Annotated in this window: 16 protein-coding genes and 1 riboswitch; of the genes, 2 read left to right on the plus strand and 14 right to left on the minus strand. The window is 40.0% G+C overall.

Annotation, left to right across the window (positions count from 1 at the left end):
* Positions 1-69: 69 nt before the first annotated feature.
* The 3 genes from R6U77_RS18005 to R6U77_RS18015 form a co-directional block, all read right to left on the minus strand.
* Positions 70-942, minus strand: coding sequence for a YitT family protein (locus tag R6U77_RS18005; protein ID WP_293929680.1), 873 nt, complete (start codon positions 940-942; stop codon positions 70-72).
* A gap of 119 nt (positions 943-1,061) precedes the next feature.
* Positions 1,062-1,799, minus strand: a complete 738-nt coding sequence (locus R6U77_RS18010; RefSeq protein ID WP_406601058.1) for a polysaccharide deacetylase family protein — start codon at positions 1,797-1,799, stop codon at positions 1,062-1,064.
* Positions 1,800-1,865: 66 nt separating this feature from the next.
* Positions 1,866-2,699 (minus strand): alpha/beta fold hydrolase, encoded by an 834-nt coding sequence (locus R6U77_RS18015; protein ID WP_319836690.1) that lies wholly within the window; start codon positions 2,697-2,699, stop codon positions 1,866-1,868.
* Positions 2,700-2,805: 106 nt separating this feature from the next.
* On the opposite strand from R6U77_RS18015, the gene R6U77_RS18020 reads away from it, so the two are divergent.
* Positions 2,806-3,576: a glucosaminidase domain-containing protein gene (locus tag R6U77_RS18020; protein ID WP_319836691.1), complete on the plus strand. Its 771-nt coding sequence runs from the start codon at positions 2,806-2,808 to the stop codon at positions 3,574-3,576.
* Positions 3,577-3,735: 159 nt separating this feature from the next.
* On the opposite strand, the gene R6U77_RS18025 is transcribed toward R6U77_RS18020, so the two are convergent.
* The 9 genes from R6U77_RS18025 to R6U77_RS18065 all read right to left on the minus strand — a co-directional run bounded on the left by R6U77_RS18025 (position 3,736) and on the right by R6U77_RS18065 (position 11,319).
* Positions 3,736-4,509: an ABC transporter permease gene (locus tag R6U77_RS18025; RefSeq protein WP_319836692.1), complete on the minus strand. Its 774-nt coding sequence runs from the start codon at positions 4,507-4,509 to the stop codon at positions 3,736-3,738.
* Entirely contained in the window at positions 4,506-5,381 is an 876-nt protein-coding gene (locus tag R6U77_RS18030; protein WP_319836693.1) for an ABC transporter ATP-binding protein, read from the minus strand. The genes R6U77_RS18025 and R6U77_RS18030 overlap by 4 nt, the downstream gene beginning before the upstream one ends.
* Positions 5,378-5,578 carry a PLD nuclease N-terminal domain-containing protein gene (locus tag R6U77_RS18035; protein ID WP_293929685.1) on the minus strand — a complete coding sequence of 67 codons (201 nt, stop codon included), beginning with the start codon at positions 5,576-5,578 and terminating at the stop codon, positions 5,378-5,380. The genes R6U77_RS18030 and R6U77_RS18035 overlap by 4 nt, the downstream gene beginning before the upstream one ends.
* The gene (locus tag R6U77_RS18040; protein ID WP_319836694.1) at positions 5,575-6,696 is read right to left on the minus strand and encodes a helix-turn-helix domain-containing protein; all 1,122 of its coding nucleotides are present in this window, start codon (positions 6,694-6,696) and stop codon (positions 5,575-5,577) included. The genes R6U77_RS18035 and R6U77_RS18040 overlap by 4 nt, the downstream gene beginning before the upstream one ends.
* A 95-nt stretch (positions 6,697-6,791) precedes the next feature.
* On the minus strand, positions 6,792-7,991 hold the full coding sequence (locus R6U77_RS18045) for a Bcr/CflA family efflux MFS transporter (RefSeq protein WP_319836695.1): 1,200 nt from the start codon (positions 7,989-7,991) through the stop codon (positions 6,792-6,794).
* 56 nt (positions 7,992-8,047) lie between these two features.
* Complete coding sequence (locus tag R6U77_RS18050; RefSeq protein WP_319836696.1) at positions 8,048-8,404, minus strand: YhjD family protein; 357 nt, start codon at positions 8,402-8,404, stop codon at positions 8,048-8,050.
* Positions 8,391-8,723 (minus strand): YolD-like family protein, encoded by a 333-nt coding sequence (locus tag R6U77_RS18055; RefSeq protein ID WP_319836697.1) that lies wholly within the window; start codon positions 8,721-8,723, stop codon positions 8,391-8,393. Before R6U77_RS18055 ends, R6U77_RS18050 begins: the two co-directional genes overlap by 14 nt.
* A gap of 74 nt (positions 8,724-8,797) precedes the next feature.
* Positions 8,798-10,051, minus strand: a complete 1,254-nt coding sequence (locus R6U77_RS18060) for a Y-family DNA polymerase (RefSeq protein WP_319836698.1) — start codon at positions 10,049-10,051, stop codon at positions 8,798-8,800.
* Positions 10,052-10,128: 77 nt separating this feature from the next.
* Entirely contained in the window at positions 10,129-11,319 is a 1,191-nt protein-coding gene (locus R6U77_RS18065; RefSeq protein ID WP_319836699.1) for an MFS transporter, read from the minus strand.
* A gap of 90 nt (positions 11,320-11,409) precedes the next feature.
* Between R6U77_RS18065 and R6U77_RS18070 the strand changes: the two genes are divergently transcribed.
* Positions 11,410-13,086, plus strand: a complete 1,677-nt coding sequence (locus R6U77_RS18070) for an ABC transporter substrate-binding protein (protein WP_319836700.1) — start codon at positions 11,410-11,412, stop codon at positions 13,084-13,086.
* 13 nt (positions 13,087-13,099) lie between these two features.
* Here the strand turns inward: R6U77_RS18070 and R6U77_RS18075 are convergent, their stop codons facing one another.
* Together R6U77_RS18075 and R6U77_RS18080 are read right to left on the minus strand one after the other, a co-directional pair.
* Complete coding sequence (locus R6U77_RS18075; protein ID WP_319836701.1) at positions 13,100-13,549, minus strand: GNAT family N-acetyltransferase; 450 nt, start codon at positions 13,547-13,549, stop codon at positions 13,100-13,102.
* 55 nt (positions 13,550-13,604) lie between these two features.
* Positions 13,605-14,189, minus strand: a complete 585-nt coding sequence (locus R6U77_RS18080; protein ID WP_293929696.1) for an ECF transporter S component — start codon at positions 14,187-14,189, stop codon at positions 13,605-13,607.
* 252 nt (positions 14,190-14,441) lie between these two features.
* A riboswitch (FMN riboswitch) is annotated at positions 14,442-14,618 on the minus strand.
* Between the last annotated feature and the right edge of the window lie 29 nt (positions 14,619-14,647).

The following is a 14,647-nucleotide window of genomic DNA, read 5'->3' on the forward strand; positions in this document are numbered from 1 at the left end:
CTATTCGATCACTTATTCACCTTCACAACGCAAAAACAGCCGAGAATGCGTGCATCCCCGACTACTCTTTTAGTGAATATTTCTCTTTTTAAAGCTACCACCACGTACCTCAGCCACATCTGTAATAACAATAAAAGCGCTTGGATCATGCTCTTTTACGATGGTTAATACTTTATTTTCTTCCATCCTTGTAATAATGCAATGAATTAGCTCAACTGGTTCATTTGAAAAACCACCTGTTCCCGCTGTATATGTAACGCCACGACCTAGTCGGTCCTGTAGCGCTTGTCCAATCTCACGCGTATTTTTGCTAATAATTTGAACAGATTTCGAGCTTTCTAAACCGACCTGAATAACGTCGATAACAATTTTCGCAATATAATATGTAGCAGCAGAATATAAAGCGCTTTCCAGACCATAAATAAAGCCTGCCCCTGTAAAAATAAAAGCATTAATGAATAAAATAACGTCCCCTACTGAAAATGGAATATTACGCGATATAAGCACTGCAAGAACTTCTGAACCATCTAGCGCACCACCATTACGCAAAACAATACCAATTCCGACACCTAGCATTACCCCACCAGATAACACAACAAGTAAAGGATCCTTTTCACCTAAAATAGGTTCCATGCCATGCATTAACACCGTTGATGCTGATAATGCAACGATACCAATCGTACTAAAAATAGCAAATGTTTTTCCCACCTGCTTATAACCTACGTATATAAACGGTAAATTTAAGACGAACAGTAAAACACCTAACGGAATATTAAAAAGATAATTCCCCATAATGCTGACACCTGTTACGCCACCATCAATTACCGAATTAGGAATTAATACGGCTTCCAGTGCATATCCTGCAAGCGCTGCACCAAGAATAATAAATATGACACGACGTACAAAGTCGCTCTTTGCTTGTTTCTTTGTACTACCTTCCATCCATAAACCAACTCCTTATTTAATGTCCACTTTACTATTATTACGCAATTTTGCTATTGAGAAAAGAAAAAAATCCCTCAGCTTAAAATTCCTTCGCTTTAAGTGAGGGGGACTCCTTGCTATTTTTGTATCGTTGATTGCTGTATCGCAAGTAATTCGGAAATCGTGACAAATGTATAACCTTGCTCCTTTAGCTGAGGCAAAGCCTGCTTTAATGCCTCCACAGTTTGCTGACGATTGCCGCCTCCATCATGAAACAGGATAACATCACCTTCCTTGGCACTATTCACAATTTGCAGGATTTTCCCTACTCCTGGCTCCTTCCAATCTTCCGTGTCCAAATGCCACGACCACATTACAACTTTATAGCCTTCCTCTGCGATTGCATCAATCATCGCATCTGTATATTGTCCACCAACGGGACGGAACAGCTTCGGTCGATTGCCTGTAATTTGCTCAAGCAGCTCGGAAGTTTGCTCAATTTCCTCTATAAGCTTTGGCACGGTTGTTTTTAATGGATGTGTGTACGTATGATTCGCAATTTCATGACCTTCTTCATCAATTCGCTCAACAAGTGCAGGATTTTTCTTTGCATTTTCACCAATAATAAAAAATGTCGCCTTCGCTCCATGCAATGCAAGCAAATCTAAAATTTCAGATGTATATGCTTGATGCGGCCCATCATCGAACGTTAATGCCAATACTTTTTGATCTGTATGAATATCCCAAACAACTTGCCCTGCTTCCTCATAATATTGCCTGCTACGATTCGCAGCTGCCTCCTCCTTTGTTTGAAAAAAAGGGATAACAGCCAATACAAGCACGAACGTTATGAATGCGTATATTTTTTTCAACACATCACACCCTACATTATATTTTACTGATAGTATTTGTAGGTTGCCGTTAAAAAATGCCGCTATTTTTTAGCAAGTAGAGGCAACAAATTCCTCAAACCTTTCTTCCTCCTCGAAAAAAGGGTAATGATTGCTGTAGTTAAATGTTGTTAATTGCGCAGTTGGCAGTAGCTCAGCCATTTCCATTGAAAAACGATATGGACATTGTGCATCATGTAATCCAGCTGAAATAAAGGCAGGAATTTGCACAGATTTCAATTGCTCTCGCACATCAAATTTTTGACAATCTACTTTCCGAAAATAATCAAGGCGTGCTCCGACAGTTTTCCCGCTATTCGGTCGAGCATATGTTTTATGTAAGTTTTCTTTATTGTAAAATGACATTAATGCCCATTCCTGTGATAATCGCTGTCTTTCCTCCACAGGCAAATCAGGCTCATTAAACAAATTCATAATTTCACGAATGCGATTAAAATTTGGGTTTTGATGACAATAAATGCTCTCTACATCTGCTGCATATTCAATGCTTGCAGCTGACCCTGTCGCGATAATTTTTGTCAAAGAGTCTTGTGCTAATACTGCATATTTAAGCGCTAACATACCACCTGTCGAATGCCCTGCCATCGCCCAACGATGTAGTCCTAATGCTTGACGTATCGCCTCTAAATCTTGCACTGTCGTATTCATTGAAAAATCATCTTGCTCTGTTGCTTGAACAGAATTACCAACGCCACGAACATTGATTAAATATACTTTATAATGATTAGTAAATGGATTTGCAAACGCATTGCCACGCTCATTATATTCACTATACAAATGTGTAATGACTAATGGCTCCCCCTCGCCTTTTTCAAACAGTTCAAATGTTCCTCTTATCGTATCGACCATTCTTTTTTTCCACATAACAAAATCCCCCTTTTTCTCCATTTTATCACCTAATGATTTTTTTGCATGATAAACTTTCTCGTGCTACAATTTTCAGTAGTGATTTTTTAAGAGAGGGCGCTATATGAAACTAGTAATAAGATTATTATTCGCATTCGGCATTATTGCTGTACTGATTCTATATATGTTTAGTAAAATTTTTTCTTCTCCATCTCAAGAAATACAGCCTGCTATCCAGCCAATCGAGGAAGATTTAAGTGCCGAGCAATTTATTGGCGCAATTGGTGAAACAGCACGCAAACTTGCTAGTGAAAATGATTTATACGCATCGGTTATGCTTGCACAAGCCATTTTAGAAAGCAATAAAGGACAAAGTGGGCTTGCCTCTGAGCCGAACTATAATTTATTTGGTATTAAAGGGAAATACAAAAATCAATCCATAACACTGAAAACAAAAGAAGATGATGGCAATGGTAATCTCACAACAATTTTAGATGAATTCCGAAAATATCCTTCCTACGAAGCTTCCATGCAGGACTATGCTAATTTATTGCGCAACGGTGTTTCATGGAATAACGCATTTTACCATGCTGCCTTTAAAAGCAACACATCCTCCTATCGCGATGTGACAAGCTTTTTAACAGGTACCTATGCCTCTGACTCAAAATATGAGCAAAAGCTAAATCAATTGATTGAACAATATGACTTAACACAATATGATTACCCAATCGAAAACAAAACAACAGTCACCGTCACAGCAGACGACTCATTAAACAGCATCGCAGAAATTTACAATGTTAGCGTCACTTCATTAAAGCAATGGAACAAGCTACAATCCAGCGCTTTGCAAGAAGGACAAGTGCTAATGATTTATGAAACAACAGTAATTCAATAATAAACGCTGAATTTCGAGGTTTATTCCACATTTTTCGGAGTTTATTCCACGTTTTTCGGAGTTTATTCCACGTTTTTCGGAGTTTATTCCACGTTTTTCGGAGTTTATTCCACGTTTTATCGGGAAAAGCAGGCTGTAGCCTTCTTTCCCGATAATCCTTTACACTTTTGTTAAGCGCCAATTGCGCTTTGTTGCGAAAATGCCGATGCCAATAAAAGCAACTATCACAACACTAGCTATCAATAGGGCAATCCAAAAGTCTTTCATATCCACTATTCCTGCTACGAAGCTAACACCGTAATTTGCTAGCTTCCAAGGTGTCCATGTCCAAAAGCTTCCAATTGCTGAATCAATTAATAAGCCAAGTGGCAAAAGAACAATCGCAAGTGCTGCTGCGATACCTGTCTGAAAAGCAGCACTCATCGCTACCGTCACTGCCATTACTAAAAGTAACCATACACAATATGTCAGCAGCATTTTCACAAAGTCACCCACTGCGACACCACCAAATAAAATTGCTGTATAATACATGCTTGCTGCATAGCCAAGCATCGCACTAAAAACACTAACAAGTGAAGCAACCAGCCATTTACTCATAAAAACAGCCGTCGCTGAAATTGGTCGTACATACAGCAATGTTGCTGTTCCATTTTGACGCTCACGACTCACCGAGCCAATAAATGCACTAATCAACACAATCAGCCCGATTAGCTGATACTGTCCTGTTGTAGACGCTAAAATATCAGCTGCTGTTAGCTCTGGAAACAGCATTTGAAACCCTTCTGGCATATTGCCAACTGCGGATAAAATATCCTCCATATAATAATTTGTTAACGGCTCTGTGACACCCAAAAAAATAAAGACAAGCGGAATCCATAAAAATTTAAAGCTGCGCCAGCTTTCTAAAAACTCCTTTTTTAACAATACACTCATTGATATGCCACCTTCATGAAAATTTCATCTAAGCTTGCGGTTACACGCTCTACTTTGACAATTTCCTGTTGCTCTGTCACTAATAGTTGCAATAACTGCTGCATCGATTGTTGTATAGCTAGATAAACATACTGTCCTTCTACCTCTCCTGCATAACGATCAGCAAAGCTCATGGCTGCCTGCTCATCCACAAACTGAATTAAATACTTTGGATTCGCATATTTTTGCTGAATTGATGCTAACGAACCTTGCTCAACTAACTGCCCCTTTTTCATAAATAATACTTGGTCTGTCATTTTCTCCGCATCATGCAAAATATGTGTGGAGTATAAAATCGTTGTTTGTTGCTGCAATTCCTTTAATAAATTCATGACTTCCTGTCGCCCAATTGGATCAAGTGCAGATACTGGTTCATCCAACAGCAACAGCTTTGGGTCATGAATAATTGCCTGGGCAATACCGAGACGTTGCTTCATCCCGCCTGAAAAAGTCGCTGTTTTTTTATGCATTGCATCACCTAGCCCTACATACTCCAACATTTTCACGCTTTTTTCTCGCACCGCTTTGCCTGGTACACCACTCAATTTCCCAACCATTTCTACATATTCTAAAGCAGATAGCCATGGATAAAATTGCGGATATTGTGGTAAAAATCCGATACTTTGCCTTATATCCTGCACACCTGACATCATGACAGTCCCCTCCGTTTGCTGTAGAAGCCCTACAATCATGGACATTGTCGTTGTCTTGCCCGCGCCGTTCGGTCCAATTAATGCTGTAGCAGTCAGAGGTTCAAGTATAAAACTCACATCATCTACAACCGTTTTCCCTACAAAGCTTTTCGTTAAATGTTCTACCTGTAATAATGTCATGATTGTTTTCTCCCGATAATGAAATAAACAATTGACCCTACTACGCCACCGCATAAAATCAATAGCAACCATAACCATTTCGGTCCGTTTGTTGCATAAATGCGCTTTAAATCAATAAGCGCTGCACACCATAAAATAAGCTGTACGACTAAAACTGGTGCAACTAATGCCCAAGGTACTTGATCAAATCCACTCATCTCATTTCCTCCTTTAGCTGTAAATGTTTCGCTACTTTGTGCAACATTTTTTGTAATTCTTTATCCTGTAAAGCTGCCCCAAAAATCGGCTGTTTTGTTATGCTTGCTAACAAATCTCGCTTAATGGACTGTTCATCACGCGGGGCTTGTGCACCGAGATGGATATTTTGTGTAATCCAATCATCCAGCAAATAAAAGTACTGATCGCCACGCAATTCGATTGGAAATTTAAGCTGTAAGCATAAATCACAATATTTTTTCAGCATGGCGAGTGCCTTTTGCTGTTGCTGCTGTTGCATATAGCCTGCTGCTGCTTGTAAATAAAAGACGAGCCCTGCATTCATATTTAATTTTCCAATCGAAAACAATTGCAACAGCGCCTCTACTCGATGGATCGTTTCATCAAAATAAGTCGGATTATCTATTTCGTATTGTAATGAATTGGTCGCACTGTTTACGATACCGAGCATATGCTGATACATACTAACCTGTAATACTTCTTTTGCTTTCTCATGTTCACCACGCATCGACAGTGCAACAGATACAAGTATTTCTGTCCCATATTGCATACGTGCCTCTTCCCCTAAAATTTCTAACACTTGCTCAAATTGTCCTTGCTCCAATTTAACATATGCTTGTAACATTTCGGCCTCATAAATAACCTTTACATCACTACAATGCTCCACGATACGCTGACATAGCTCATCCACTCGCTGTAAAACCACGATTGGCTCATCTGCCCGCTTATAATAATTCAAATAAAGCTGTGCCATTTGTAGCAGAAATGGGAAACATGCATAATATTCTGCAAGCAGTTCCTCCATCTCCTGTTGCACTTCCGCAAAGCGATGCTTGTTAAACTTTTCGGCTAATTCGGCATATATTTTTCGCATATGTGCGGTTGTCATTTGTGGTTCATAACCTAGTAAGGCATCAATCGTCACATTAAAATAAGTTGCGAGCTTCGGCAGTAATGTAATGTCTGGGTAGCTCTGTCCTTTCTCCCATTTCGATACGGCTGCCTTCGACACACCTACATACTGTGCCACCTGCTCCTGTGTCACACCTAATTCTTTACGTTTTGTCGCTAGCTTTGTCGCAAATTGAAAATGCTCCATTCTCTCGCCCCCTGCTTCCATTATAAAAAACCCTCGCTCAATTACCTAGCGAGAGTTCGTTTATTTTTGTAGAATAAGTCAACCAATAGTTTACTTCACTCTGCTGTTTTTTTCGTCAACGTAAAGAAAATCAAACAACCAATTGAAGAAGTTGTTAACATAATTGCTCCCATCGGCACAGCAGAGCTTTCATTCAGCCCTACTAACGGTGCCATCATCGAGCCAACCAACAGTGGCAGCATGCCGATTAATGCGCTAGCACTCCCCGCGCGATGCCTTTGTGACCGTAAAGCCAATGTTGATGCACTTGTCAAAATGATACCGATTGATGTCATATAAATGAATAGTGCCAGTACAATCAATGCAAGAGGCCCTTGAATAAGCGCCATCGACAACAGCAATATGTTCGCACTAACCGCCATTAATACGCCTGTTTTCAATAAATTATGCTCATGGAATTTCTCGCTTAAACGCCCAACTGAAAAACTTCCTGTAATAATTGCAAGCCCATTAATGCCAAATAAAATACTAAATACTTGTGGCGACACACCATAAATCCCCTGGTAGACGAATGGCGTACCCGCTACATAAGCAAAGCTACCACCATGAATAATGCCCACAATCAATGCATAACCAATGTAAGAACGGTCACCAGCGAGGCTGACCATTGTCTTTAGAGAATGCTGAATCGATATTGGCTGCCTTCTTTCAAGCGGTAGTGATTCCTTTAATCGCGTTGCAACAATAAAGAAAATCACTAAGCCGAGCACACTTAAAAAATAAAAAATCGTATGCCACGTAGCAAATGGCAATAATAAAACAGCGCCCCCAGTCATTGGCGCAATCATTGGCGCAGTTGCATTAATGACCATCAATAACGCATAAAACTTCGTAAAGTCTTTTCCTGTAAAAGTATCACTCACAACTGCACGCGATAACACAATTCCCCCAGCTGCTGTCATTCCTTGTATAAAGCGCCCAATAATGAGCACCGTGATATTCGGTGCAAATGCGCAAATAAGCGAAGAAATGGAAAATAGCACTAAAGAGATAAGCAATGGTTTCCGTCTGCCGACACCATCGCTGATTGGTCCGATAATAAATTGCCCTAATGCGAGCCCGCATAAAAATGTTGTTAAACTAAGCTGTACGAGCGATGCTTTCACACCTAAATCAGCACTTATTTCGGGAAAGCTTGGTAAATACATATCAACATTGAATGGCCCTAACATAGCGAGTGAACCTAAAATCAATGCAAGGAAAATTCGCCTTTTTCCTGTTGGATTTTTCTCCATAAACTACACCTTTTTTATTTCGATTTTCAAAATGAATAATTTTATTATAAATGTTTCTAAGGAAAAAGGCTTTCATTTTTTAGCTTTTTCAATAGAAGCTCCTCTACCGCCATTTTTAATGCTTGATTAGCATAGCGAATCATAACATCTTCACCCATTGTTGCAAAGCGAATATCACAAAAATAAGCATCCACTTTAATAAATTGCTCTAGGCGAATTCCTTTGTTGGCTAGCAGCTTCTTACATCTTGCGTGCTCTTCACGCAAGCTTTTGACAAGTGGCTCCAGCATATGTGCATAAAGTTTATGCATTTTAAACGAAGACAGTAAAGAGAAATCCTGCTCTAATGCGCGAATCGCAAACTCAAATAGAAGAAATTCATGGACAAGTGGACGTTCACTATAGTGAATCATTGTATTCATCCATTAGTTGTGCTGCATAAATAGAAGAAATGGCTATGCATTTTGTTGCATTGGATGTTGCAATGAGTAGTTCATGTTGCGCTTGATGATACGATGTAATGATGCCTATTACTTCATTTTCCTGCCATAAAATAAGTCGAATTGTTGCTTTTGTTTGCATGGCATATTGCACAGTTTGCTGTAAATGCTCCAGCTCCCATTCCGTACGTACGATAGGCTGCACATCCTCCTTTTCTAAATTACGCAGCATTTCCATATGTTCACTCAGCATCATCGCAGACCATTTAATATTGCCTCGATCACGCAACATTTCACCCACTCCTTTACTGTCAATTATGCGTCAGGATTTTGAATTGTATATGCAGACCTCTAATTTCTGCGGATTCAAGCTAAATGCCCGCCGACAAGTTGTTCTCGCTGCCGTGCTGTGCCACTCTCTGTAAAGGAAACAGCACGCAATAAAGAGGCTGCTCCGAAGCGCTCTCGAATGGCATCCATCGTATAACCCAGTTTTTGTCGTTGCTCCTTTTGCTCATCAAATAAATCAAGCTGAATCCCCCTATGTGGGCGTATATTCGATAAGCGGACCGAAAGCTGGCGCACAGGCTGTTGTGCAAAATGAATGGTGAACAGCTCCTTGCATGCTTCATACAGTTTCATCGTTTCATTCGTTGGCTCCTCTATCGTTTTCATACGATAAAAATTCTTTTCCATTGCCGCCCGACTATATGAAACACCTAGTGCTACTGTTTGCACAACATATCCAGCCATTCGTGCTCTTCTTGCTACATCCTCACACATTTCAAGTAAAACAATTAAAATTTCCTCTTGTGTATGATAATCTTGCATGAGCATTTGCCCTTTCCCAAAGCTCATCGGCTCCTTTGTATTTGGTGCTTCAAATGTGGATAAATCTATGCCCCATGCATGATAATACAGTTGATTGCCAATAACACCAAATTCCCTTTCTAACATCGCTAAATCGGTATGTGCTAAATCACCCACACTAAAAATTCCTTTTTGATTTAAAGCATACTCCATACGTCGTCCAATGCCCCACATTTTCGAAAGAGGTGCAACGGGCCATAGCTTCTGCGGCACATCTTGATAAGTCCATTTGGCAAAGCCTGTTGTCTTCGCCTCAATATCAAGCGCTAGCTTTGCCATTAACATATTCGGTCCTATCCCAATAGCAGAAGGGATACGAAACTGATCATAAATAGCTCGACGAATCGCTTTTGCAGTCTCTTCTGGCTCTCCCCATAAACGCTCTGTTCCCGTTAAGTCAATAAAGCTTTCGTCCACGCTATACACATAAATCGCCTCACGCGGAACAAATTGCAACAATAGCCTCGTAATCGCTACAGACATTTCTAAAAAGAACTGCATTTTTGGTTCAAACAGCTTAATACTTGGATGATTCGGTATGTCATAACGCCTGCTACCAGTTTGAATATGAAAGCGCTCCTTCATTGGAGGAGATGCCGCCAATACAATGCTACCTTTTTGTGTCAAATTGCCAACAATCGCAATCGGCTCCTGCATCACATCAAGCCCTTCTAACATCGCGATACAGCTAGCATAAAAACACTTCATATCAATACAAACAATTGGTCGATTCGGATAATGCTCATACATTTCACTCGCCTCCAAAGGAACGTTTGTTCTTATTTTAAGAACATTCGTTTGATTTTGCAAGTGGTAAATGTAGGATGTTATTCCACTAAGGTAAAGCGCTGTTTTGTCAACACTATAAAAATGACCAACACAATACATGCCGATAAAAGGAAAATATAAGGAATTGGTAGCATTTCCGCCCATAATCCGCCAATAAACAAACCTGCTGGCAATGCGAGCTTCATCAACATTGAAGATGTACCCGCCACACGCCCCAATAAATGATTCGGAGTCGACTCTTGACGAATCGCGAAATAAATAATGTTGATCATAACGCTTGTACATGTGCGAGCTGCCAGCAATATGCTGAGCTGCCACCATGTTGTCGCGAAAAAGAAGAACAGCAATGCAACACTATCCATTAAATAAATCACCGTAAATATTTTGCCACGTGTCCATTTTTTGCGTAGCGGTTGTAGCAGCTTTGCCCCAATAAGCCCCCCTATCGCCGCAATCGAATACATAAAGCCTAGCTGCTCTTTCGTTTGTCCTAATACATCGACAACATAAAAAGCGAGCACTCCGAGAATAAAGCTTGTTGCTAAATTCGCAAATAAAATAGACATAGTTGGATAAAACAATGTTTTATTGCCAAATAGCTCGATAAAACCTTCCTTCATATCTGCCCAAATAGATTGCTTATTCAATCGCTCAGGTGTGACTGTTTCGTCTAAAAAGAACACGCTAAGCCAAATAATTATCAATGCCCCGGCATAAACGATAAATAAATAATCATAGGCAATAAAAATCAGCAGCATTCCTACAAGTGATGGACCTAAAATAGACAGTAGCGTACTGACAAATGAAAGCTTTTCTTGAATTTCCGTCATAAGAGCTTTGTCAAAGAGCTGTGGTACAATAGCATGCTGCGCATTGCCAAACGTATAGCTCACCGTTGCTATGAAAAAGCCCAGCACATACATATGCCAAAGCTGAACGGCATCTAGCAAAATAACAACTGTTAACATTGTGGCAAGCATCACTTTTACAAAACCTGCATATTTCAGCATTTTATTACGGTTTATTCGATCAACAAGCACCCCTGCTAGCATTCCTAATAAAACATTTGGTAAAAAATCCATTATCCGCATTGTGCTCATCGCTAAGGCCGACTTCGTTAAATCATAAATAAATAGTGGCAAAATAAAATGATAAAGCTGGTAGCTAACCGTTGATGCAATTGTTCCTATGTATAATATTAAAAAATTGCGATTCCGATATAAATTCATCGAAACACCTCCTGTTCTTTAGTGTAAAATGATAATAGAAGAACAAAAAGTGAGCATATTCTTTTTATTGTTCACCTTTTAGGAGGCGCTATGTTTCGATATTTATTAAAACTATATGAGCATTTTGAAGTAGAGGAAAGTCACATAACATCCATTGCAGAGCTTGCACAAATTTGGTGCTGCTCGACACGCTATGCAAAGGTACTTGTAAAAAAATGCGAAGAGCGTAGTTGGCTGACATGGCGGACTGAACAAGGACGTGGAAAAAAGCCTAGGCTATGTTTACGATTAACAAAGCTAGACGCTATTTATTTAGCATTCGATGATTATTGGCAGCACCAGCAATTTAAAGAAGCCTACACATTGTTACAGCAATACAACGTGCTATCACATCCTCAAGTAGAAAATTGGTTACAGCAGCGTTATGGCTTTTCCAATGAAGAAGCACGTGATGTTTTTCGCTATCCCTATTGGAATGTCGCACTCAATTATGATCCGTTAAATGGCAATTCGCGCCATGATATGCATTTGTACAACCAAATTCATGAGTCCTTATTCGTTTATTGTGCAGAAACAGCGCGTGCAAAGCCAAATCTTGTTTATGACTACCATACCGATGATGCAAAAACATGGACATTTATCTTGCGAAAAGATATTTATTTTCATGATGGTACAAAGCTTACAAGTAACGATGTCCTTGCATCTTTACAGCGGATTTGCACTAAAAAGCTATTGCCTGAAGCAAATTTGAGTGCAGCAAGTCCTTACCATTTTACAATAGAGCTAACAAAGCCTAAAGCGCTACTGCCACGTATGCTATGTAATGCTCGCTATTCAATTGTACCTGCCAAGTGGATTGAGGAGGGAGCTGAAGGAATACCTGTAGGCTGTGGGGCATTTTACATTGCAGAGCATAATGAGCAACATATGCGCCTATCTGTTTTCCCAAAATATTTTCAGGCGCGCCCTTGGGTGGATGATGTCGATATTATTTTCACAGCCAATATTCAACAATTTGGCATTAGTGCACTGCCTTTTGCTACACATATTGCGCAACAAAAATTGACTTTTCAGGAGCAAGGTGCGGATTTTATTTTATTCAATGCAACACGCGGACCATTGCAGGATGAGACGTATCGTCGCGCATTATTTGAAGCAATAGATGCGGATCACTACTGCTTATTCGAAGAGGGGGAAATTGTTGCAACGAGCTTTTTGCCAGCATATCGTAGAGCTCAGCCAAAGGCTCGCCCACTACCATCGCTAGACTTCCCCCATTTGCGGATCGGTGTCCAACAAATCCGCCCTAAGGCGAATCACATGCGGGAAGCACAAATTTTAAGCGACTTTTTAACAGCGCATGCTATTTCACATGAGCTATTATGGATGCCTGTCAATGCCTCTGCTCATTATTGCGTACAGCATTATGATATTTTTGTTGGTGGCATTGCACTTGGGGAAGATCCGTTACTAGGCTGGCTGCATGCCTTAAATAGTGAACGCTCCCCCGTATGCTCTTTTCTAGGAAGTCAGGATGTACAAAAGCTACTACAGCAAGCTGCGATGCATGAAGATATTCAATTGCTCTATGAAATAGAGGCGCGCTTAATTGAGGCTGGTGTTTTGAAATTTTTAACACATCGTCAGCATGTTTTTTATATGCGCGAGGATTTGCCGTTTCATAATATCCATTTTGATCAGCATGGCAAAATAGATTATCGCAAAATTTCCCCTCCAGTCATTTCGTCTGTAGCGACAAATACTTAAAGCAGATTGATCTTTAGAGCAACAGCTCTAACCGAATCATATCTATACATTGAATACCATTTTCAAAAATCGGCTCATCATAATGCTGAAGAAAGAAATCCCGATCGACACCGACAATACGGAAGCCACATTTTTGATAAAGGGCTAGCTGGTCAACGCTTGAATTGCCTGTGCCGAGCTGAATCGTTTTAAAATGCATGGCTTTGGCACGTTCAATCGCATGAAGCACAAGCTGTTTGCCAATGCCTTGCCCCTGCCACCTTTCATCTATTGCTACATTCACTAGCTCCATCGTATGTGGTCTTGTTGGTAATAACACATATACACCGACGATTTCTCCATCACGCTCATCTACATAGCAGAACCCCCGCTGCACATACTCCGTTACAATTTCCTCAGAAGGATCTGCTAATAATAGTAAATCCATTGGTAATTGCTCACTTGCTGTTAGCATTCGAATCATTTTTGTTTCTCTCCTTATAAAAAAGCCGAGCTATTTGATTAGCTCGGCTCAATGCTTATTTTAATGATAAATAGGTTGACTGCTGCTTGTCAATCCATGTTTTCATTGTGCGGAATAACAATATCGCAACAGTTAGAATAATGATACCTTTAATAATATTGAACGGTAAAATACCGAGAACGATTGTTTCATACATATCGAATGAGCCCCAGCCTAGGAAATACGTATACATTGGTAGGAATACGAAATAGTTGAGTATGCTCATGCCAATCGACATAACGAATGTGCCTACCGCTAAGCCTACTGCTAAACCAGGAATCGTTTTGAATTTTTTATAAAAATAATACGTTGGTAAAATAAATAGAATGCCTGTTACAAAGTTTGCCATATGTCCTACTGGTACACCCGTTGGCGCGCCTTTAAATAGCCAGTCTAGAATATTTTTAATCAACTCTACAATGATACCAGCGACTGGTCCCATCGTAATTGCCGCAATCAATGCTGGCACATCACTAAAATCAATTTTTAGGAACACTGGGAACCATGGTAATGGAAAATCGAGCATCATTAATAGAAAGGCGATGCTGCTCAACATAGCGATTGTTACGGTTGAACGTAACTTCAAATTTTGCTTGCGCATAAAAAATCTCTCCTCTTTGCTGATTCACTCTTGCAAGAAGAAAGGACAGTCCAGCCATTCACGAAAAAACCCTTATACAATGATTGTATAAGGGAGAAATAGGCACGCTTAAAAGAAGTCGTATTTTGACAATGCTTAAAAAGCATCATGTCAAAGCTACTTTGTCGAAAATTGCGATACTTAAATAAGCCTATTAAGTAAGTAGACTTGTGTATAGCAAAATACGACATTTTCGAAAAATGACGACTGCGCCTTCACCTTCTCCCATCCAGACTATACTGTCGGCTTTGGAATCACACCAAATCCTGCACCGCAAAAGCGGGCTCGCGGGCTCATGAAATGCTGAAGCAATGTCCTCCAAGTAAATGGTCGGAGATTGCGATTTCAATTACCGCCGGTCGGGAATTACACCCTGCCCCGAAGATGAATCAATATAAAATTTGTTACTACACTTTCTA

Origin of the sequence: Lysinibacillus louembei (assembly GCF_033880585.1) — a bacterium.
Lineage (GTDB): Bacteria > Bacillota > Bacilli > Bacillales_A > Planococcaceae > Metasolibacillus > Metasolibacillus louembei.

Bases quoted from the DNA above. Each gene is read 5' to 3' on its own strand.
- R6U77_RS18005 (WP_293929680.1), bottom strand. From the start codon at position 942: ATGGAAGGTAGTACAAAGAAACAAGCAAAGAGCGACTTTGTACGTCGT.
- R6U77_RS18015 (WP_319836690.1), bottom strand. From the start codon at position 2,699: ATGTGGAAAAAAAGAATGGTCGATACGATAAGAGGAACATTTGAACTG.
- R6U77_RS18020 (WP_319836691.1), top strand. From the start codon at position 2,806: ATGAAACTAGTAATAAGATTATTATTCGCATTCGGCATTATTGCTGTA.
- R6U77_RS18025 (WP_319836692.1), bottom strand. From the start codon at position 4,509: ATGAGTGTATTGTTAAAAAAGGAGTTTTTAGAAAGCTGGCGCAGCTTT.
- R6U77_RS18030 (WP_319836693.1), bottom strand. From the start codon at position 5,381: ATGACATTATTACAGGTAGAACATTTAACGAAAAGCTTTGTAGGGAAA.
- R6U77_RS18035 (WP_293929685.1), bottom strand. From the start codon at position 5,578: ATGAGTGGATTTGATCAAGTACCTTGGGCATTAGTTGCACCAGTTTTA.
- R6U77_RS18040 (WP_319836694.1), bottom strand. From the start codon at position 6,696: ATGGAGCATTTTCAATTTGCGACAAAGCTAGCGACAAAACGTAAAGAA.
- R6U77_RS18045 (WP_319836695.1), bottom strand. From the start codon at position 7,991: ATGGAGAAAAATCCAACAGGAAAAAGGCGAATTTTCCTTGCATTGATT.
- R6U77_RS18050 (WP_319836696.1), bottom strand. From the start codon at position 8,404: ATGATTCACTATAGTGAACGTCCACTTGTCCATGAATTTCTTCTATTT.
- R6U77_RS18055 (WP_319836697.1), bottom strand. From the start codon at position 8,723: ATGTTGCGTGATCGAGGCAATATTAAATGGTCTGCGATGATGCTGAGT.
- R6U77_RS18060 (WP_319836698.1), bottom strand. From the start codon at position 10,051: ATGTATGAGCATTATCCGAATCGACCAATTGTTTGTATTGATATGAAG.
- R6U77_RS18065 (WP_319836699.1), bottom strand. From the start codon at position 11,319: ATGAATTTATATCGGAATCGCAATTTTTTAATATTATACATAGGAACA.
- R6U77_RS18070 (WP_319836700.1), top strand. From the start codon at position 11,410: ATGTTTCGATATTTATTAAAACTATATGAGCATTTTGAAGTAGAGGAA.
- R6U77_RS18075 (WP_319836701.1), bottom strand. From the start codon at position 13,549: ATGATTCGAATGCTAACAGCAAGTGAGCAATTACCAATGGATTTACTA.
- R6U77_RS18080 (WP_293929696.1), bottom strand. From the start codon at position 14,189: ATGCGCAAGCAAAATTTGAAGTTACGTTCAACCGTAACAATCGCTATG.